The organism is Roseomonas gilardii subsp. gilardii, from assembly GCF_023078375.1.
In the GTDB taxonomy this organism is placed as follows: domain Bacteria; phylum Pseudomonadota; class Alphaproteobacteria; order Acetobacterales; family Acetobacteraceae; genus Roseomonas; species Roseomonas gilardii.
In genome coordinates, this window is sequence record NZ_CP095555.1 from 247011 (window position 1) to 265825 (window position 18815).

Sequence of the window (18815 nt, forward strand, 5' to 3'; positions counted from 1 at the left end):
TGTTGCAGCAACAAGGCACATCACGAAGCAACTGGCCCGCTCAAAACGGGGCTCTACCTTGATGCACTGGCCGGGCGAAAGGCAGGCTCCGACCGGGATCAGGCGCGCCAGCCTGAACAAGATCCCCCGAGCCGGCACCGCTTCTCACGCTGCACGATGCCACCTCTCAGTCGGGCTGCTCCACGATGATGGGGGCCTCGTTCATGCCGTCGGCCAGCATCCTCAGCAGCCTGACCAGCTCGTTGAAGTCGTCGCGTTCCCAGTCCCGGAACATCGCCTGGGCCATGCGCTCGCGGGCGGCATCCACGGCGTCCGTGGCAACCTTGCCTTCGGGGGTGATGACCGCCTCCCGCACCCGCCTGTCCGCGGTGCTGGCCCGGCGGCTTACCAGGCCCAGCTCTTCCAGCCGCGCCACCTGCCGGCTCACGGTCGTGTAGTCGCGGCCCACCCGGCCCGCGAGCTCCACCACCCCGATCGGTCCCAGCCGCTCCACCAGCACCAGCAGCGGGAACAGCGCCCGTTCCAGCGACAGGCCGGCCGCTTCCAGCAAGGCGGCATCCCGCTCCGGCTGGTTCATCACCCCCACGATGTCGATGAGAGACCGATGCAGTGCCGGCAATAACGCGCTTATATGTGCATTATGCACTTTGTTCGTTGACAACTCCGCTTCCTGCTTCATCATATGTATAATGCACATGAAAGCGGCGGACATGGAAGATCAATTCCCGATCGACGTCCTTATCTGCGGCGCTGGCGCCGCGGGCCTCACACTGGCCATCGACCTGGCCCGGCGTGGCGTCCGTTTCCGCCTGATCGACAAGCTGGGGGCACCCTTTGCCGGTTCCCGTGGCAAGGGCATCCAGCCGCGCACGCAGGAAGTCTTCGAGGATCTCGGCCTGATCGACCGCCTTGCCGCTGCCGGTGGCTCATATCCGCCGACGCGCCGCTACCGCGCCGATGGCAGTGCCGAGGAAGTCCAGGAGATCCCGGTCACAGCGTCCACGGCAGCGGAGCCCTACCGCTCGACCCTGATGGTCCCGCAGTTCCGCACCGAGGCAATCCTGCGGGAGCGCCTCGCCGAGTTCGGCATCGCTCCCGAATACGGCTGCGAACTCCTCGGCTTCGAGCAGAGTGCGGACAGGGTCTCGGTCCGCATCGCCGGTCCGAACGGCCCGGAAACGACCTGCTGCCGCTACCTCGTGGGCGGGGACGGTGGCCGTTCGACCGTCCGCCGCCTCCTCGGCATCGGCTTCCCGGGCGAAACCCTGGGCGTGCGCGCCGTGGTGGCGGACCTGGTGCTGGGCGGCCTTTCACGCGACGCTTGGCACCGCTTCAACGCCGATGACCGGGGCTCACAGGTTCTGCTCTGTCCACTCCCGGGCACCGACCTGTTCCAGTTGCAGGCCCCGATCGCGCAGGAGGGCGACCCTGACCTGTCCACGGCCGGCGTCCAGGCCTTCCTCGACGCCCGGGTGCCGGATCGCGGCCTGCGCGTCCACGGCGTTGCCTGGGCCTCTGCCTACAGCATGAGCTCCCGTCTGGCCCACAGCTACCGCCGCGGCCGCGTTCTCCTGATGGGCGATGCTGCTCACGTGCACCCGCCCACCGGGGGGCAGGGGCTGAACACCTCCGTGCAGGACGCCTACAATCTTGGATGGAAGCTCGGTGCGGTTCTCGAGGGCGCGCCGGACACCCTGCTGGACAGCTACGAGGCGGAGCGCCGCCCCATCGCCGCGTCGGTTCTCGGTCTTTCCACCTCCCTGCTGCAGGCGGCGAAGCAGGGGTCCATGCATCGTGGGCGGGAAGTGCACCAACTCGACCTCGGCTACACTGGATCGCCTCTGTCGCTGCCGGACTTCTCCGGCGGCAAGGCCGGGCCGCAGGCCGGTGACCGCGCCCCGGATGCTCCCTTGCGTGGCGCGGGCGGGCAGCCACGTCGCCTCTTCGACCTGTTCCGGGGCCCGCACTGGACCTTGCTCGTGCACAGCGACACCGCGCCCCTGCCGCCGGCCAGCCCCAGGATGCGCATCCACCGCGTTGGTCCCGGTGGTGAGTTCCACGATCCGGACGGCCACCTGGCTTCCGCCTATGCCCTCGCCGAGGGAGACATGCTCCTGGTCCGGCCGGACGGCTACGTCGGCGCGCGTGTTTCCGCCGCCGATGCCGCGCGGCTTACCGACTATCTCGCCGCTCTGCGGCTCCACGTGCGCGAGGCTTGAGCCCGAAATCACGGGTTGCGCCTTCCAGGCGGTGCTGCACAACCTGGACGAGCTGGGAAATACGATCGAACCGGAGATGGTAAACCGGGATCTGACCGCAATGAATGCCGCATCCGGCACCGGCGTAAGCCTGACGGTTTGAAATAGATTCGTATTCAGATCGATTTCAGTGGAGGTGCAATGGGGCTGCAACCTCTTTGAATGCATACAATCAAGAGCTACAATACCATATTGTAGGTGAATGAGGTTCAGGCGTGTCCCGCTCCATTGACGATCTGACCTGGACGCCCGCCATCGATCGGTCCGCAGGGCCCCTGTACCGGTCCATCGCGGATGCCCTGGATGCGGACATCCGGGCCGGGCGCATCGCGGAAGGTGTTCGCCTGCCGCCCCAGCGACTGCTCGCCGAGAGACTGGGCATCGACTTCACCACCGTGACACGCGCCTATGCCGAGGCGGCCCGGCGCGGCCTGGTGGAGGGGCGGGTGGGCCAGGGCACCTTCGTGCGCCTCCATCGCGCCACCCGGCCGGCCGGGATGGAGGCCGAGCCCCGGCAGGCGGCCCCTTCCGTCGATCTTCGGATGAACGCGCCGCCCTTGCCGGGGGAACAAGGCCTGCAGGACGGTCTACGGCACGATATCCTTGCCTTCGCCGCGGGCTTGGACCTGGATCTCCTGCTTCGCTATCAACAGGTCGGGGGCAGCCCGGCGGACCGTCAGGCAGGGGCTGACTGGCTGCGGGGGCGTCTGGCCGTGCCTGCCGAGCGGGTGCTGGTCTGCGCAGGTGCGCAAGGGGCCCTGCTCGCTTTGCTGAGCGTGTTGTGCGAACCCGGCGACCTGGTGTGCTGCGAGGCGCTGACCTATCCGGGCTTCCGCAGCCTGGCGGCCCATCTGCGGCTGCGGCTCGCCCCGGTGGCCATGGATGGCGATGGCCTGCTGCCCGATGCCTTCGAGGAGGCCTGCCGGAACCATCGCCCCAAGGCGCTGTACTGCACCCCGACCTTGCACAATCCCACCACGGCAACCCTGCCACTGGAAAGGCGCGAGGCGCTGGTGGACATCGCCCGCCGACATGGCGTGCCCATCATCGAGGACGACGCCTATGGTGCCCTGGCACCCGATGGGCCGCCGCCCCTGGCGGCCCTGGCGCCGGAGATCGTCTTCCATGTCTCCGGCCTGGCCAAGCCCGTCTCGCCCGCCCTGCGGATCGCCTATCTCGCCGTGGCCGAACCCCGCCAGCGATCACGGCTCGCCGCGGCCGTACGGGCGACGACGGGGATGGCCTCGCCGCTGACCGCGGCCCTGGCAACGCATTGGATCGGCAGCGGCATGGCCGCCGGGATCGTCACCAGCATCAGGCGGGAAACCGCCGCGCGGCACGCGATCGCCACGGAGACGTTGCCGGTGGAGCTCCTCACAGCCAATCCCGCGGCCTTCCACCTGTGGTTGCGCATGCCCGGGGAGTGGACCCGGGGCGAGTTCATCGCGCGCCTGCGGCCGGCGGATATCGGCATTGTCGGCAGTGATGCCTTCGCTGTCTCGGCGCCGCCCGAGGCGGTCCGCATCGCGCTCGGCACCGCGAGGGACAGGCAGGGCCTGCGCGATGCATTGCGGCTCGTGGCCGACCTTCTGGCCGAGGCGCCTGCCATGTCCTCCCTCGTTGTATGAATTTCACTCTTATTGAATGCATACAACTTGACACGAATGGGCACATATATACATACACATCGAAATTGCATGCAGGCATTGCCCGGCAATGCCATCCAAAGGAATGCGCGATGTCATCCGACCCGGAGTGGCCGCCTCTCCCCCCTGTACGTACCGGCCTGAAAGGCCGCTGTCCGCGTTGTGGCCAGGGGCACCTGTTCAGCGGCTTCCTCAAGCTGCGGTCCCAGTGCGAAGTGTGCGGCCTGGACTACTCCTACGCGGACCCGGCGGATGGACCGGCTTTCTTCGTCATCTGCTTCGCCTGCATTCCCAGCGTCGTCCTGGCGCTCTGGATCGAGGCCCGCTTCGCACCGCCCGGCTGGGTCCACCTCGTCACGACACTGCCGTTCATGCTGCTGACCTGCATCCCGCCCCTCCGCCCCCTGAAAGGCTGGCTGGTCGCCAGCCAGTTCTTCTTCAAGGCCGAGGAAGCGCGCTTCCACATGGCCGCGCCGGTGGAGCGGTTCGCTGCCGCGCACGAAGGCGCCGACCAGCGCCCGATCTGACCCTCACCGGGCAGCGGAGATTCTCATGCTTGGCTTGGATGCGCTGATACTGGCCCGGATCCAGTTCGGCTTCACCGTGTCGTTCCACATCATCTTCCCGGCGATCACGATCGGACTGGCCAGCTACCTGCTGGTGCTGGAAGGGATGTGGCTGTGGCAGCGGAAGCCCGTCTATCGGGATCTCTACCACTTCTGGTCCAAGATCTTCGCCGTGAACTTCGCCATGGGTGTCGTTTCCGGCCTCGTCATGGCCTACCAGTTCGGGACGAACTGGAGCCACTTCTCCGCCTTCGCCGGCAGCATCACCGGACCGCTGCTGGCCTATGAGGTGCTGACTGCCTTCTTTCTGGAGGCCGGCTTTCTCGGAGTCATGCTGTTCGGCTGGAACCGTGTCGGCCCGGGGCTGCACGTCTTCGCCACTGCCATGGTCGCGCTGGGCACGTTGATCTCGGCCACCTGGATCCTGGCTTCCAACAGCTGGATGCAGACCCCGCAGGGTTTCGAGATCGCCGATGGGCGCGTGATTCCGGTCGATTGGCTGAAGATCGTCTTCAATCCCTCCTTTCCCTACCGGCTGGCGCATATGACGATCGGCGCCTTCCTCTCGACGGCCCTCTTCGTCGGCGCATCCGGCGCCTGGCACCTGCTGCGGGGCAACGACACGCCTGCGGTGCGCAAGATGCTGTCGATGGCGATGGGGATGCTGCTCGTGGTGGCGCCCTTGCAGATCGTGGTGGGCGACCTGCATGGCCTGAACACGGTCGAGCATCAGCCCGCCAAGATCGCCGCCATCGAGGGACACTGGGAGAACGAGCCGGGTGCCGGCGTTCCGCTGATCCTGTTCGGCCTGCCGGACATGTCGGCCGAAACCACGCGCTACGCTGTGGAAATCCCACGCCTTGGCGGGCTCATCCTGACGCATAGCTGGAACGGACAGTTCCAGGGCCTCAAGGAATTCGCTCCGGAGGACCGTCCGAACTCCACCGTCGTGTTCTGGAGCTTCCGCGTCATGGTCGGCCTCGGCCTGCTCATGCTCCTTCTGGGGCTCTGGGCGGCCTTGGCACGCTGGCGTGGGCGGCTCTACACCAGCAGGCCCATGCTGCGCCTCGCGGTGCTGATGGGGCCATCGGGACTGGTCGCCATCCTGGCCGGATGGTTCACGACCGAGATCGGCCGTCAGCCATGGGTCGTCTATGGGGTGATGCGCACGGCACATGCCGTTTCCAGCCATTCAGCCCTGACGCTGTCCGTCACGCTGATCCTGTTCGTCGTCATGTACATGGCGGTCTTCGGCACCGGTGTCAGCTACATGTTGAAGTTGATCGGCAGAGGCCCCCATCCGCATGAGGAGGCGGCCGGAACCGACCATGGCGAAGGCCAGAGCCTGCGTCCATCACGGCCGCTCTCGGCCGCGCCGGACAGTATCGATCCCGCGCTGGCGGGTGGGGAGTAGGGGCGATGGGCATCGACCTGCCGCTGATCTGGGCCGTCATCATCGCGTTCGGCCTGATGATGTATGTCGTGATGGATGGGTTCGACCTGGGGATCGGCATCCTCTTTCCCCTCGTGCGGGACCGGACGGATCGCGACACAATGGTCAACACCGTGGCGCCGGTATGGGATGGCAACGAGACCTGGCTGGTGCTGGGCGGCGCCGGCCTCTTCGCGGCATTCCCGATGGCCTACGCGACCCTGCTCAGCGCGCTCTACCTGCCGCTGGCCCTGATGCTGGTCGGATTGATCTGGCGCGGTGTGGCCTTCGAGTTCCGCTTCAAGGCGGACGAGGCGCACCGCCCCTTCTGGGACAAGGCTTTCACCGCCGGCTCCTACCTTGCCACCTTCTGCCAGGGCGTGGCGCTCGGCGCCTTCATCGACGGCTTCGCCATGGCCGGGAACGAGTATTCCGGCGGCGTGATGGACTGGCTGACGCCATTCAGCGTCCTCACTGGTATTGGCCTGCTCGTGGCCTATGCCCTGCTCGGCAGCACATGGCTGGTGATGAAGACCGAAGGCGCGTTGCAGTCCCGCATGACGGCTCTGGCGCAGCCCATTACCTTGCTGCTGCTGGTCTTCATCCTCGTGGTCAGCCTCTGGACCCCCATCGCGCAGCCATCGATCAGGGCACGCTGGTTCACGCTGCCCGATATCGTCTTCTTCCTGCCCGTGCCGGCCCTGGTCCTGCTGACGGGCTGGCTGATCCGGCGCCTACTGCGGCAGGGAAGCCATGCCGGGCCGTTCCTGGCCGTGTTGTTCCTGTTGTTCCTGGGCTATAGCGGGCTGGCCATCAGCCTGTGGCCCAACATCATCCCTCACGGCATTTCCATCTGGCAGGCCGCGGCTCCGCCGCAATCCATGGGCTTCGCGCTCGTCGGCGCCCTCCTGATCATCCCGGTGATCCTGGCCTACACGGCGTGGTCCTATTACGTGTTTCGTGGAAAGGTGCGGGCCGGGGAGCGGTATCACTGATGGCCTCCACCTCCTTGTGGTTCCGTCAACTGGGATGGCTCGTGCTGATCTGGTCCGGGAGCGTCCTGGCCCTGGGTGTGGTGGCGATGGCCTTCCGGCTGCTCATGCGCCTGGCGGGGCTGACGCCCTGATGGAGATCGAGCCGGTAATGACGCAGCGAAGCACCAGCCCGATTGCTGTTCTGCTGACCGCCTCCATAGGCTGCGCGATGACGGTGCTCGACACCAACGTCGTGGCGGTCGTTCTGCCATCGGTCGCGAGGGATCTGGGCGCGAGTTTCGCCGAGATCGAATGGGTGATCAGCACCTATGTGTTGTGCTTCGCATCCCTGTTGCTGCCGGCCGGCGCGGTGGCCGATCGCTTCGGGCGGCGGCGCGTGTTCCTGGTCGGCATCGGCATCTTCGCCATCACCTCGCTGTTGTGCGGCATCGCTCCATCCCCGAGGGCCCTGTATCTCGCGCGGGCTCTTCAGGGCGCTGGCGCGGCCTTCCTGCTGGCCCCGGCCCTGGCCATCATCGGGCACAGTTTCCATGGTGAGGCCGACCGGAACCGCGCCTGGGCCATCTGGGGCACGATCATGGGGATGACCATGGTCCTTTCGCCGGTCATCGGGGGCTTGATTGCGCATGTCCTCGGCTGGCGCTGGGCGTTCCATGTCAATGTGCCGATCTGCGCGCTTCTCGGCCTGGCCACCTTCGTCCTCGTGGCCGATTCACGGGATGCCGATGCCAGGCGGATCGATCCGCTCGGAATCCTGCTCTTTGCCGCATCCATGTTCGGGGTAACCTGGGGGCTCATCACGGGCCAGTCCCATGGCTGGATCTCCGTGAGCGCCATGTCCGGCTTCATCGGGGGCGGACTGGCATTCTGTGCCTTCGTGATCGTGGAGCGCACTCAGCTTCGCCCGATGCTCGACCTTCAGCTCTTCCTGGATCCGCGTTTCGTGGGTGCCGTATGGGCGATGTTCGCCTATGCCGCCTGTGCGCAGGTCATGGCGTCGATACTGCCGCTGTTCTTCCAGAACGGCTTGGGGAGATCCGCGCTGGAGGCTGGATTCAGTATGCTTCCCTTCGCCCTGACGATGCTGGTGTTCCCCCATGTCGGCCGATTTCTTGGGCGCCATCTCGCTTCTCCCGGTATTCTCACCCTCGGTCTGGTCCTGGTCGGCATCGGAAACGCGGTGACAAGCTGGGGAGCACATACCGGTGCATGGCCGGCCATCATGACCGGCATGCTCGTCATAGGGAGTGGAGGCGGATTGCTGAATGGCGAGACACAGAAGGCCATCATGAGTGTCGTGCCCCACGGCCGCGCAGGCATGGCCTCCGGCATCAGCACGACGGCAAGGTTCTCCGGAATTCTCCTGGGTTTCGCGACCCTGAACGGTGTGCTGGCGACCGTCGCTCGCCGCCACCTGAATCCCACGGGCTCGGCGGCGCCATATGGTCACACGGGTGATTTTGCCGATGCCGTCGTGGCCGGGGATTTGTCGAGCGCGGTCGCCCGGTTGGCGGAACCCGTGCAGGAGATCGCCATGGCGCAGGCAAGGCATGCTTTCGCGGCAGGATTTTCTGCGGCGATGATGGTCGCCGCGGCCGTCGCGCTGGCTTCGTCGTTCGCTGTCCACATTCTCATGCGAAAGGCGAAGTAGCCGCCGATCTGCAAACCACTTCCTTGGCCATGTCGCCATTTCCGTAGCGACGGCCATGACCGAGGACATTGTCACCTCGCCATGGAATGGACTTTCCCTTCAGGAGAATCACGCATGTTCCGTCCTTACGTGCTTGCCGCCCTGGCCGTCCTGCCGCTGGTTGCCTGTCGGACGGCCGATGCCGCCGATCTGCCGCGCCAACCCGTGCTCAACCTTGAGGCTGCCCGATCGGTCCTCTCGGCTGCGGAAGCCGAAGCCCGAAAGCAAGGCTGGCCGGCTGCCATCGCGATCACCGACGCAGGGGGCGCATTGCTGACCCTGGATCGCATGGACGGCGCGGGGCCTGCCGCCGCCGAGATCGCCGCAGGCAAGGCAAGAACGGCCGCCATGTTCCGCCGGCCCACCAGTGCCTTCGAGGACGCAATCAATGGCCAGCGCCCGGCGGCGATCACATCGGGTTTCGTGATGATGGCCGGTGGCATGCCGCTGATCGTGGATGGACAGGTCGTTGGCGCGATCGGTGTCTCCGCTGACTTGCCGCAACATGATGTCGCCATCGCCGAGGTGGGCCGCGCAGCGATACCCCGTTGAGTTTGAGGCGGAAGAATGCCTCCTCGGTGACCAGGAGGGCGGGCCTGGCGTGATCCAGGATGTAGGACAAGCCGTCCGCGCGCAACTTGGTGTTGATCGGGATCCAGACCAGCCCGGACATGACCAACGCATAGACCCGCGCCACGTGCTCGGGCGAGTTGCCCAGCGTCACCGCCACCCGGTCACCCCGGCGCAGCCCCTGTTTCTCGAGCGCAGCGCAGCAGGCGGAAACCATGACCGCCATATCGTCGCAGGTGTGGGGCCGGCCCTCGAACACCATCAGGGCCTGCGTGCTGCCCCAGGTCAGCCGGTGGCGGATGCAGAATAGCGAAGCGGCGGGTGAAGTGCCCACCGCCGGAGAAGCCGAACAAGGCGAAGCGGTCCCAGCGGCCGCCGTACTTCGCTCCCACCTCCTCCACCATGGCGAGTAGCACCCGGTCGCAGCGGATGTCGCCCTCCCGCATGTACTTGTAGCCAGAGCGTGCCTTAGTTTCCGAGCGGGCCGTGGAGGCAGTACTGGAAGCAGGATAGGGCGACGGGCGTATGAAATTACGGCTTGACCCCCAAAACGTTTCGGATCAGCGTTCCGGCCAAGAGGAACAAACGTCCGCAGCCCATGTCGCTCGCCCGCATCGCCAGCACCTTGCGACTGTCCGTGACCACCGTGTCCCGGGCCCTGGGCGGCTATAGCGATGTTGCCGAGGCGACCCGCCGCCGGGTCCAGGCGGAAGCCGAACGGATCGGCTATCGCCCCAATGTCTCCGCCCGCCGGCTGAGAGGCGGCGTCAGCGACGCCGTGGCGGTGGTCCTGCCCACCGGCCCGGGGCAGATGGAGGATGCCTTCTTCCTCCGCCTGCTGGGAACGATCGGGCCGCGACTGGCCGCCGCCGGGCTCGATCTCCTGGTGGGCGCGGCACGCCCCGGTGCGGAGGAGATGGCCCTCTACCACCAGTTGGTGGAGAACCGCCGCGTCGACGGCTTCCTCCTGGCCCGCACGAGGCGAAAGGACCCGCGCGTCGCCTATCTGCTCGACCGGGGCCTGCCCTTCGTCGTGCATGGCCGCACGGCGGAGGCACGCCCCCACGCCTCGGTCGATGTCGACGGGGCCGCCGCCTTTCGCCAGGCGGCCCGGCGCCTCCTGGCCTTCGGCCACCGCTGCATCGGGCTGATCAACGCGCCGGCCGCCTACAGCTTCGCGCATCACCGAGAGGCTGGCTGGCGGGAAGCCCTGTCCGAGGCCGGCCTTGCGGCAGGACCGCGTGCCGAGGCCGAGGCGACGGAGGAGAACGGCTTCCGCCTGATGCAGGCGATGCTGCGGGGCAGGGCGCCGCCCACCGCGGTGCTCTGCGCCACGGACCGCCTGGCGGTGGGCGCCCTGCACGCGATCGCGGCATCGGGGCTGCGGGCCGGGCGGGATGTCTCCGTCATCGGCTACGACAACCTGCCGGTGGCCACCTTCACCGATCCACCGCTGACCAGCTTCGAGCCGATGGTGGACCACAGCGCGGAACGGATGGTGGCGATGCTGCTGTCCCTGCTGCGCGGCGCTTCGCCCGACGGCATGGCGGAGCTTCTGGAGGCGCGGCTGATCGCACGGGCTTCGGACGGTCCGGCCCCTTCACCAGGGCGCCGCATGCCGCGCGGCGGTGGATCAGGCCGAAAGGGAGGAGCAAAGGACAATGGACGTGACGCCAAAGCCCGGCTGGAAGACTGATCCGGCCATCCTGACCCGCCGCGCCGCGGGCCAGCTCGGCCTCGGGGGCCTGCTGGCCGCCGCCTTGCCGCGCGCCGCTGCCCAGGCACAGGGCCAGGAGATGATCTTCCTGTCCACGCAGTTGCGGCCGATCGAGGCGGCGCAGGCCATGCGGCAGAAGATCCTGTCCGGCTTCGGCCAGCCCGTGAACTTCGTCACCGAGCAGCCACCGCAACTCGGCGTCCGGGTGCGCGCGGAACAGCAGGGCGGCCGTCACACCACGAGCCTGATCGGCGGCCTGCATGGGGAGCTCCTGCCGCTGCTCTCCACCGACGCGCTGACACCGCTCGACGATGTGCTGGCGGGCCTGTCCCAGCGCGGCTTCAACGCGGCGATGCTGGAATCCGGCAAGCTCGGCGGCCAGCAGCAGCGCTACATCCCCTGGATGCAGGCCACCTATCTCATGGCGGCACACAGGCAGGCGCTGCCCTTCCTGCCGGCCGGCGCCGACATCAATGCGCTGAGCTACGAGCAGCTCGGCCAATGGGCGGCGGCGATCCAGGAGAAGACAGGCCAGCGCCGGCTGGGCTTCCCGGCCGGCCCGACCGGCCTGATGCCGCGCTTCTTCGAGGGCTATCTCTACCCTTCCTTCACCGGCGGCGTGGTGACGACCTTCCGCTCGGAGGCGGCGGAGGCGATGTGGACGCAGTTCCGCGAGCTGTGGAAGACGGTCCATCCCAACTCGACCAATTACGGCTTCATGCAGGAACCGCTGCTGAGCGGCGAGGTCTGGATCGCCTTCGACCATGTCGCGCGCCTGATCGATGCCCTGAACCGCAAGCCGGACGAGTTCGTGGCCTTCCCCGCGCCGGCGGGTCCGAAGGGGCGCGGCTTCATGCCGGTGGTCGCCGGGCTCTCCATCCCCGCCGGTGCCCCGGACCCGGCCGGCGCGGCGAAGCTGATCGACTACCTGACCCGGCCGGAGGTGCAGATCGCCACCCTGCGCGCCACGGCCTTCTTCCCGGTGGTGAAGGCGGACCTGCCGGCGGATCTGGAACCCGGGCTGAAGCTCGCCGCCGATGCCATCGCGAGAATGTCCTCGGCGCCGGATGCGCTGGTGAGCCTGCTGCCGGTCGGCCTCGACCAGAAGGGCGGCGAGTTCGACAAGGTCTTTATGGATACCTTCCAGCGCGTGGTGCTGCGTGGCGAGAAGCCCCGCGCCGCGCTGGACCGGCAGGCCGAGGCGATGCGGCGCATCATGACCGAGACCGGGGCGCCCTGCTGGCGCCCGGACCCGCCCTCCGAGGGCGCCTGCCAGGTCGGTTGAGGAGATCGCCTTGGCCGCCCGCCGGAACGCCGCCCTGCCCTATCTGCTGATCGCGCCCTCGGTGCTCTTCCTGGGGGCGCTCTTCCTGCTGCCGCTGTTCCAGACGGCGGTGCTGGCCTTCCAGTCCGGCGGAGGCTGGTCGATGGAGAACGTCCACCGCATGGTGGACGACATCAACTTCACCGATGCGGTCCGCAACACCTTCTCCGTGGTGCTGCTGGTGGTGCCGCTGCAGCTCGCCCTGGCGCTGGGCATGACCATGATGCTGCGGCATGTGCGGCGCGGGCGGGGCCTGATCCTCTGGGTCTGGTCCATCCCGCTCGGCATTTCCGATCTCGCCGCCGGCCTGGTCTGGCTGGCGCTGCTGACCGATCTCGGCTGGGTCAACAGCCTGCTCTTCCGCCTGGGCCTGACGCAGGGGCCGCAAAGCTGGCTGACCTATGAGACGCCCTGGGCCCTGTTCGCCGCCATCGTGGTGGCGGAGCTGTGGCGGGCGACCGCCATCGTCTTCGTCATCCTCCTGGCCGGAGTGCAGCTCCTCCCCAAGGAATACGAGGAGGCGGCGGAGGTCTTCGGCGCCTCCCCCTGGCGCCGCTTCGTCAAGGTGACGCTGCCGCTGCTCAAGCCTTCCATCCAGACGGCGCTGATCCTGCGCACCGTCCTGGCCTTCGAGATGTTCGCCATGGCCCTGGCCCTGGGCGGCAGGAACTTCCCCGTCCTGGTGAGCGAGGCTTTCAACTGGCAGTATGGGAGCCAGGATTACGGCGTCGCGGCCGCCTATGCGCTGCTGGTGATGCTGATCTCCCTGGCGGCCACCGTGCTCTATTTGCTCCTGCTGCGCGTGCCGGCGGAGCAGCGTTCGTGAGCGCCGCGCGGCCTTTCCGGCGTTTCCTGCTGCTGGGCGGGGTGACCGGCCTCTGCGCCTGGACGCTGATCCCCATCGCCCTGCTGGCGCTCGGGGCGCTGGGCGGGCGGGATTTCGTCTCCCGCTGGCCGAAGAGCCTCGGAGCCGGCGATGTCTCGCTGGAAACCCTGCGCGCCTTCCTGGCCATCGACGGCGTCTGGGCCGCCACCTGGGTCAGCATCCAGGCGGCGGTGCTCTGCATGCTCATCGCGCTGCTGTTCGGGGTCCCGGCGGGCTATGCGCTGGCGCGCTTCCCGTTCCGGGGCGCGGGGGCCTACCGGGTGCTGATCCTGATGACCCGCGCCTTCCCGGTGGCGATCCTGGCCCTGCCGCTGACCGTGGGCTTCATCCGCCTGGGGGTCTACGACACGCCCTTCGGCGTGGCGCTGCTGCATGCGGTGCTGGCGACCCCCTTCGCCACCCTGGTCTGCGCCAGCCTGTTCCAGGGCATCCCGGCCGAGCTGGAGGAAGCCTCCTGGGTCTTCGGATGCTCACGCCTCACCGGCTTCGTGAAGGTGGTCCTGCCCCTGGCCCTGCCGGGCATCGCCGCGGCCTCGATCTTCGCCTTCGTGCTGAGCTGGAACGAGGTCTTCGCCGCCTCCGTGCTGACGGTGCGGCACCGGACATTGACGGCCTATCTCCTGTCCGTCCTGTCGGAATCACCGCTGCATGTGCAGTTCGCCGGCGGGCTGATCCTGATCATTCCCTCCATTCTCTTCATCTTCCTGGTGCGCCGCCGCCTCTTCGCGATGTGGGGCATCGGGAACCGATGAGCGTGGCGGCCGGCGCCCATCGCGGCCAGGGCCCCGGCCCGCGCGAGACACGATAGGGTATCCATGGCGACCATCGAGATCGACGGTATCCGCAAGAGTTTCGGCGCCGTCCAGGCCCTGCAGGCGGTGGAGCTGCAGGTGCGGGATGGCGAGTTCCTGGCGCTGCTGGGGCCCTCGGGATGCGGCAAGACCACGCTGCTGCGGATCATCGCCGGGCTGGAAAGCCAGACGGGCGGCCGCGTCCGCATCGGCGGCCGCGACGTGTCCGACCTGCCACCAAGGCGGCGGGGCCTCGCCATGGTCTTCCAGAACTACGCGGTGTTCCCGCATCTGACCGTCTTCGAGAATGTCGCCTTCGGCCTGCGGATGGCGAAGGCACCGAAGGAGCGCGTGCAGCGGCAGGTCGAGCGCGCGGCGGCCCTGCTCCATATCGAACCCTATCTCTCCCGCCATCCCGGCCAGCTTTCCGGCGGGCAGCGGCAGCGCGTGGCGGTGGCGCGGGCCCTGGCGGTGGAGCCCGAGGTGCTGCTGATGGACGAGCCTCTCTCCAACCTCGACGCCCTGCTGCGCCTGGAAATGCGGGCCGAGTTGAAATCCGTGCTGGCGGAGGCGGGAACGACCACGATCTACGTCACCCATGACCAGACCGAGGCCATGGGCCTCGCCGACCGGATCGCGGTGATGCAGGCCGGGCGCATCGAGCAGATCGGCAGCCCCTCGGACATCTACCATCGCCCGCGCTCGCGCTTCGTCGGCGGCTTCGTCGGCAGTCCGCCGATGAACTTCCTGCGCCTGCCGGTGCGGAATGGGCAGGCGCTGCTGGCGGAACTGCCACTCCCCGCACCACGGGCCGCGCCGGAGGAGGTCCTGCTGGGCCTTCGCGCCGAGGACCTGACCCCCGTGCCGGAGGGCCGTGGCTTCGGCTTCACGCTGCGGGTGGCCGAACCCCTCGGCTCGCATGTGCTGCTGACGGGGCAGGCGGCGGGACAGCCGATGCGGGTCGTCGTGCCCTATGAAGCCGATGGCCCGGGGGCGGATTTCTCCCCCGGCCGCGTTCTGCACCTGCGCCCGCATCCGGAACGGCTGAACTGGATGGATGCGCAGACAGGCCAGTCCCTGGAGGGAGCATGATGGACCGGAGCGAGGCAGCGCGGCAGATCCTGCGCGACAACGACCGTGGCGGCTACACCGTGCCGACCGACCGGCTCTACCCTTTCCAATGGAACTGGGATTCCGCCTTCGTCGCGATGGGCTTCGCCAGTTTCGACCTGGCCCGCGCCTGGTCGGAGATCGGGTGCCTGCTGCGCGGCCAGTGGGAGGACGGGATGATCCCGCAGATCGTCTTCCACGCCCCCTCCGACGACTACTTCCCCGGCCCCGGGGTCTGGGGCATCCGGCGCGACCCGCCGACCTCCGGCATCACCCAGCCACCGGTTCTCGCCACCGCCGCGCGGCGGGTGCTGGCGGCCGATGCAACGGCGGAGGGCGAGGCGCGCATGGCCGCCATCTATCCCCGCCTGCGCGACAGCCACCGCTGGTGGGCCGCCGCGCGTGACCCGGGCGGGACCGGGCTGGTGGCCACGCTGCATCCCTGGGAAACGGGGATGGACAACAGCCCGGCCTGGGACAGGGCGCTGGACCGCGTGCCGACCGGCACACGCACGGCGATCCGGCGGCGGGACACCAGCCATGTCGATCCCGCCTTCCGCCCACGCGCCATCGACTACCAGCGCTTCATCCATCTGGTGGAGGTGTTCCGCGATGCCGGCTGGAACCCCGCCCGGATGCTCGCCGCCTCGCCCTTCCGCGTCGCGGATGTCGGCACCAATGCGATCCTGCTGCGGGCGGAGAAGGATCTGCTGCATCTCGCCAGCCGCTTCGGCACGCCGGAGGAGGCGTCCGAGATCGCCACGCGCATCGCCCGCATGGAAACGGCGCTGGAACATCTCTGGGACGATGCGCGGGGTCATTACCTGCCACGCGACCTGATCTCCGGGGAGGCCATCCCCTTCCGTGGCTCCGCCGGCTTCCTGCCGCTCTTCGCCGGGCAGGCACGGCATGCGGCGGCGCTGGCGACGCGGCTGGAGGAATGGGGCAGGAGGGTCAAGGCCCTGGTGCCCTCGACCGATCCCGGCGACCCGCTCTTCGAGCCGCTGCGCTACTGGCGCGGCCCTGTCTGGGCCGTGGTGAACTGGATGATCGCCGAGGGCCTGCACCGCTGCGGCGAGACGGCGATGGCGGCACGCGTGGCCGGCGACACGCGCGACCTGATCGCCGCGGAAGGCTTCAGCGAGTACTTCGACCCGATCACCGGCCAGGGCATCGGCGGCGGCACCTTCTCCTGGACCGCCGCCATCTGGCTGCTGCTGGAGGAGGGGATGGCATCATGATCCCTGCCGGCGCCGTCGATTGCGACATCCACCCCGCCGTGCCGTCGCTCAAGGCGCTGCTGCCCTATCTCGACCCGCTCTGGCGCGACATGGTGGCCGAGCGTGGGGTGCATGAGCTGGACACCATCGCCTATCCGCTGAAGAGCCCGCTGACGGCACGGCCCGACTGGCGCCCGGCCAGCGGCAAGCCGGGCTCCGACCTCGCGCAGCTCCAGGCCCAGGCGCTGGACGGCTTCGGCACCAGCCTCGCGATCTGCAATGTCCTCTACGGCGTGACGGTCCTGTTCAGCGAGGACATGGCGGCCGCCTTCGCCCGCGCGGTGAACGGCTGGATGGCACGGGAATGGCTGGACCGCGATCCCCGCCTGCGCGCTTCCATCGTCGTGCCCGTGCAGAACCCGGAACTGGCGGTGGCGGAGATCGAGCGCTGCGCCGCCGACCGCCGCTTCGTGCAGGTGCTGCTGCCCGCCATGCACGACGCGCCCTGGGGCAGGCGCCAGCACTGGCCGATCTATGCCGCCGCCGAACGGCACGGCCTGCCCATCGGCATCCATGCCGGCTCCGCCTACCGCCATCCCGTCACCCCGGTCGGCTGGCCCTCCTACCACACGGAGGACTATGTGAATCAGGCGCAGGGGATGCAGACGCAGCTCACCTCCCTGGTCTGCGAGGGCGTCTTCGGCCGCTTCCCGAATCTCCGCGTGGTGATGATCGAGAGCGGCTTCACCTGGCTGCCCGGCTATCTCTGGCGGCTGCACAAGTACTGGCGCGGGCTGCGCATGGAGATCCCCTGGGTGGATCGCCCGCCACCGGAGATCATCCGCGACCAGGTGCGCTTCACCCTGCAGCCGGTGGACGGGCCGCCGCGCGCGGAGGACCTGTTGCGGGTGGTCGATCAGATGGGATCGGAGGAACTGCTGCTCTTCTCCACCGACTATCCCCATTGGCAGTTCGACGGCGACGACGCCTTGCCGCCGGCCCTGCCGGAATCCCTGCTGCGCCGGATCGCGATCGACAATCCGCGCGCCACCTATCCCCGGCTGGAGGAAGCTTTCCCATGAATGTCGAGCTCCGCGGCCCATCGGCGGGAGCCGTCCCGGCCAGCAGGCCCGCCATTGCCGATTGCGACATCCATCCCTGCTTCGCCCAGGCGCGGGACATCCTGCCCTACCTGTCCGAACGCTGGCGGCGGCACATGGACACCTTCGGCATGCTGCCGCGCCATGGCTACCAGTCCGGCCCCGCCTATCCCAAGGGGCAGCCGGATGCGGCGCGGCGGGATTCCTGGCCGCCCGGCGGCCGGCCGGGCAGCGACCTGGGCTTCATGCAGGCCCAGCATCTGGACCCGAACAACGTGGCGCTGGGCGTGCTGAACGTGATCGCCCCGGCGGCCGGCGCGGCGCAGAACCTGGATTTCAGCGCCGCCCTCTCCCGCGCCCTGAACGAATGGCAGGTGGCGGAATGGACCTCGAAGGACCGCCGCCTGAAGGCATCCGTCGTCGTGCCCTACGAGGACGCGCAGGCCGCGGCGGCGGAGATCGCGCACTGGGCCGGGCATCCGGATTTCGTGCAGGTCCTGCTGCTCAGCCGCACCGCCGAGCCGCTGGGCCAGCGCCGCTACTGGCCCGTCTATGCCGCGGCGCAGGAGGCCGGGCTGCCGGTCGGGGTCCATGCCTTCGGCTATGGCGGCTATCCCGTGACGGGCGGCGGCTGGCCTTCCTTCTACATCGAGGAAATGGTCGGCCATGCCCAGTGCTGCCAGGCGCTGCTGACCAGCATGGTGGTCGAGGGCGTCTTCGAACGCTTCCCCCGCCTGCGCATGGTGCTCATCGAAGCGGGCTTCGCCTGGCTCCCGGCCCTCGCCTGGCGGCTGGACAAGCACTGGTCCCGGCTGCGGGAGGAAGTGCCGCACCTGACCCGCGCGCCTTCGGAGACCATCCGCGAGCATGTCTGGCTGACCACCCAGCCGATGGAGGAGCCGGAAAAGCGCCGCCACCTGAGCGAGGTGATCGACTGGATCGGCATCGACCGGCTGCTCTTCGCCACGGATTACCCGCACTGGGACTTCGACGACCCGGAATGGTCGCTGCCGGTCCGGCTGGAGGCATCCGCCCGGAGCGCCTTGTTCCTCGATAATGCGCGGGCGCTCTACGGAGTGGCATGATGGCCCGTCACGTGGTTGCCCCGGCCAGCGCATTGCCACCGGGCGGGCGCCTGCTGGTGGAGGCGGCGGGGAAGAAGATCATCCTCTTCAATCTGGGGGGCGATCTTTTCGGCCTGCTGAACCGCTGCCCGCATCAAGGGGGCGAGTTGTGCCACGGGACCGCGCTGGGCCTCATCGAGGCCGATCCGGCACAGCCGGGCCAGATGCGCTATACGCGAGAGGGCGAGATCCTGCGTTGCCCCTGGCATGGCTGGGAGTTCGACATCCGCACCGGACTATCCCGGGCCGAACCGCAGAAGGTAAAGACGCGCAGCTACCCCGCGGGGATCACGGGCCGGGACAGAACGGTTGAGAGGCCGCCCGCGACCACCATCCCTGTTGGAAGGACGGATGAGGGCCAGATCTACGTGGAGGTCTGAGAATCT

The 18815-nt window shown here is 68.3% G+C and carries 18 protein-coding genes and 2 pseudogenes; 17 read left to right on the forward strand and 3 right to left on the reverse strand.

Annotation, left to right across the window (positions count from 1 at the left end; all coding sequences use genetic code 11):
* Positions 1–166 precede the first annotated feature (166 nt).
* A complete protein-coding gene (locus MVG78_RS20675) occupies positions 167–661 on the reverse strand; it encodes a MarR family winged helix-turn-helix transcriptional regulator (RefSeq protein WP_247561153.1) in 495 nt (164 codons plus the stop codon).
* Between the two features lie 49 nt (positions 662–710).
* On the opposite strand from MVG78_RS20675, the gene MVG78_RS20680 reads away from it, so the two are divergent.
* The 8 genes from MVG78_RS20680 (at position 711) to MVG78_RS20715 (ending at position 9139) form a co-directional block, all read left to right on the forward strand.
* A complete protein-coding gene (locus MVG78_RS20680; RefSeq protein WP_247560629.1) occupies positions 711–2219 on the forward strand; it encodes an FAD-dependent oxidoreductase in 1509 nt (502 codons plus the stop codon).
* Positions 2220–2473: 254 nt separating this feature from the next.
* On the forward strand, positions 2474–3886 hold the full coding sequence (locus tag MVG78_RS20685; protein ID WP_247560631.1) for an aminotransferase-like domain-containing protein: 1413 nt from the start codon (positions 2474–2476) through the stop codon (positions 3884–3886).
* A gap of 110 nt (positions 3887–3996) precedes the next feature.
* Positions 3997–4431: a DUF983 domain-containing protein gene (locus MVG78_RS20690; RefSeq protein WP_247560633.1), complete on the forward strand. Its 435-nt coding sequence runs from the start codon at positions 3997–3999 to the stop codon at positions 4429–4431.
* A 25-nt stretch (positions 4432–4456) separates the two neighbouring features.
* The gene (locus tag MVG78_RS20695; protein ID WP_247560635.1) at positions 4457–5884 is read left to right on the forward strand and encodes a cytochrome ubiquinol oxidase subunit I; all 1428 of its coding nucleotides are present in this window, start codon (positions 4457–4459) and stop codon (positions 5882–5884) included.
* A 5-nt stretch (positions 5885–5889) separates the two neighbouring features.
* On the forward strand, positions 5890–6897 hold the full coding sequence (gene cydB, locus MVG78_RS20700; RefSeq protein WP_247560637.1) for a cytochrome d ubiquinol oxidase subunit II: 1008 nt from the start codon (positions 5890–5892) through the stop codon (positions 6895–6897).
* The gene (locus MVG78_RS20705; protein WP_247560639.1) at positions 6897–7028 is read left to right on the forward strand and encodes a DUF2474 domain-containing protein; all 132 of its coding nucleotides are present in this window, start codon (positions 6897–6899) and stop codon (positions 7026–7028) included. The genes cydB and MVG78_RS20705 overlap by 1 nt, the downstream gene beginning before the upstream one ends.
* Positions 7028–8548, forward strand: a complete 1521-nt coding sequence (locus tag MVG78_RS20710) for an MFS transporter (protein ID WP_247560641.1) — start codon at positions 7028–7030, stop codon at positions 8546–8548. Before MVG78_RS20705 ends, MVG78_RS20710 begins: the two co-directional genes overlap by 1 nt.
* Before the next feature lie 114 nt (positions 8549–8662).
* Positions 8663–9139 (forward strand): GlcG/HbpS family heme-binding protein, encoded by a 477-nt coding sequence (locus MVG78_RS20715; RefSeq protein ID WP_247560643.1) that lies wholly within the window; start codon positions 8663–8665, stop codon positions 9137–9139.
* A gap of 67 nt (positions 9140–9206) precedes the next feature.
* Here the strand turns inward: MVG78_RS20715 and MVG78_RS20720 are convergent.
* Together MVG78_RS20720 and MVG78_RS20725 are read right to left on the reverse strand one after the other, a co-directional pair.
* A pseudogene (locus MVG78_RS20720) lies at positions 9207–9419 on the reverse strand (AMP-binding protein); the annotation flags it as partial.
* Between the two features lie 34 nt (positions 9420–9453).
* Positions 9454–9624 (reverse strand): annotated as a pseudogene (locus MVG78_RS20725) (alpha/beta hydrolase); the annotation flags it as partial.
* 131 nt (positions 9625–9755) lie between these two features.
* Here MVG78_RS20725 and MVG78_RS20730 point away from each other — a divergent pair.
* The 9 genes from MVG78_RS20730 to MVG78_RS20770 all read left to right on the forward strand — a co-directional run bounded on the left by MVG78_RS20730 (position 9756) and on the right by MVG78_RS20770 (position 18809).
* Positions 9756–10853: a substrate-binding domain-containing protein gene (locus MVG78_RS20730; RefSeq protein WP_247560645.1), complete on the forward strand. Its 1098-nt coding sequence runs from the start codon at positions 9756–9758 to the stop codon at positions 10851–10853.
* Positions 10819–12159: an extracellular solute-binding protein gene (locus MVG78_RS20735; RefSeq protein WP_247560647.1), complete on the forward strand. Its 1341-nt coding sequence runs from the start codon at positions 10819–10821 to the stop codon at positions 12157–12159. The genes MVG78_RS20730 and MVG78_RS20735 overlap by 35 nt, the downstream gene beginning before the upstream one ends.
* Before the next feature lie 10 nt (positions 12160–12169).
* On the forward strand, positions 12170–13024 hold the full coding sequence (locus MVG78_RS20740; RefSeq protein WP_247560649.1) for a carbohydrate ABC transporter permease: 855 nt from the start codon (positions 12170–12172) through the stop codon (positions 13022–13024).
* Positions 13021–13836, forward strand: coding sequence for a carbohydrate ABC transporter permease (locus MVG78_RS20745; protein WP_247560651.1), 816 nt, complete (start codon positions 13021–13023; stop codon positions 13834–13836). Before MVG78_RS20740 ends, MVG78_RS20745 begins: the two co-directional genes overlap by 4 nt.
* A 63-nt stretch (positions 13837–13899) precedes the next feature.
* The gene (locus MVG78_RS20750; protein ID WP_247560653.1) at positions 13900–14967 is read left to right on the forward strand and encodes an ABC transporter ATP-binding protein; all 1068 of its coding nucleotides are present in this window, start codon (positions 13900–13902) and stop codon (positions 14965–14967) included.
* A complete protein-coding gene (locus tag MVG78_RS20755; protein ID WP_247560654.1) occupies positions 14964–16226 on the forward strand; it encodes an MGH1-like glycoside hydrolase domain-containing protein in 1263 nt (420 codons plus the stop codon). Before MVG78_RS20750 ends, MVG78_RS20755 begins: the two co-directional genes overlap by 4 nt.
* Positions 16223–17287 carry an amidohydrolase family protein gene (locus MVG78_RS20760; RefSeq protein WP_247560656.1) on the forward strand — a complete coding sequence of 355 codons (1065 nt, stop codon included), beginning with the start codon at positions 16223–16225 and terminating at the stop codon, positions 17285–17287. Before MVG78_RS20755 ends, MVG78_RS20760 begins: the two co-directional genes overlap by 4 nt.
* Positions 17284–18390 (forward strand): amidohydrolase family protein, encoded by a 1107-nt coding sequence (locus tag MVG78_RS20765; protein ID WP_247560658.1) that lies wholly within the window; start codon positions 17284–17286, stop codon positions 18388–18390. Before MVG78_RS20760 ends, MVG78_RS20765 begins: the two co-directional genes overlap by 4 nt.
* The gene (locus MVG78_RS20770) at positions 18387–18809 is read left to right on the forward strand and encodes a Rieske (2Fe-2S) protein (RefSeq protein ID WP_247560659.1); all 423 of its coding nucleotides are present in this window, start codon (positions 18387–18389) and stop codon (positions 18807–18809) included. The genes MVG78_RS20765 and MVG78_RS20770 overlap by 4 nt, the downstream gene beginning before the upstream one ends.
* The last annotated feature ends 6 nt before the right edge of the window (positions 18810–18815 follow it).

Coding starts and splice junctions, on each gene's coding strand:
- MVG78_RS20680 (WP_247560629.1), top strand. CDS start 711: ATGGAAGATCAATTCCCGATCGACGTCCTTATCTGCGGCGCTGGCGCC.
- MVG78_RS20690 (WP_247560633.1), top strand. CDS start 3,997: ATGTCATCCGACCCGGAGTGGCCGCCTCTCCCCCCTGTACGTACCGGC.
- MVG78_RS20695 (WP_247560635.1), top strand. CDS start 4,457: ATGCTTGGCTTGGATGCGCTGATACTGGCCCGGATCCAGTTCGGCTTC.
- cydB (WP_247560637.1), top strand. CDS start 5,890: ATGGGCATCGACCTGCCGCTGATCTGGGCCGTCATCATCGCGTTCGGC.
- MVG78_RS20705 (WP_247560639.1), top strand. CDS start 6,897: ATGGCCTCCACCTCCTTGTGGTTCCGTCAACTGGGATGGCTCGTGCTG.
- MVG78_RS20710 (WP_247560641.1), top strand. CDS start 7,028: ATGGAGATCGAGCCGGTAATGACGCAGCGAAGCACCAGCCCGATTGCT.
- MVG78_RS20715 (WP_247560643.1), top strand. CDS start 8,663: ATGTTCCGTCCTTACGTGCTTGCCGCCCTGGCCGTCCTGCCGCTGGTT.
- MVG78_RS20730 (WP_247560645.1), top strand. CDS start 9,756: ATGTCGCTCGCCCGCATCGCCAGCACCTTGCGACTGTCCGTGACCACC.
- MVG78_RS20735 (WP_247560647.1), top strand. CDS start 10,819: ATGGACGTGACGCCAAAGCCCGGCTGGAAGACTGATCCGGCCATCCTG.
- MVG78_RS20750 (WP_247560653.1), top strand. CDS start 13,900: ATGGCGACCATCGAGATCGACGGTATCCGCAAGAGTTTCGGCGCCGTC.
- MVG78_RS20755 (WP_247560654.1), top strand. CDS start 14,964: ATGATGGACCGGAGCGAGGCAGCGCGGCAGATCCTGCGCGACAACGAC.
- MVG78_RS20760 (WP_247560656.1), top strand. CDS start 16,223: ATGATCCCTGCCGGCGCCGTCGATTGCGACATCCACCCCGCCGTGCCG.
- MVG78_RS20765 (WP_247560658.1), top strand. CDS start 17,284: ATGAATGTCGAGCTCCGCGGCCCATCGGCGGGAGCCGTCCCGGCCAGC.
- MVG78_RS20770 (WP_247560659.1), top strand. CDS start 18,387: ATGATGGCCCGTCACGTGGTTGCCCCGGCCAGCGCATTGCCACCGGGC.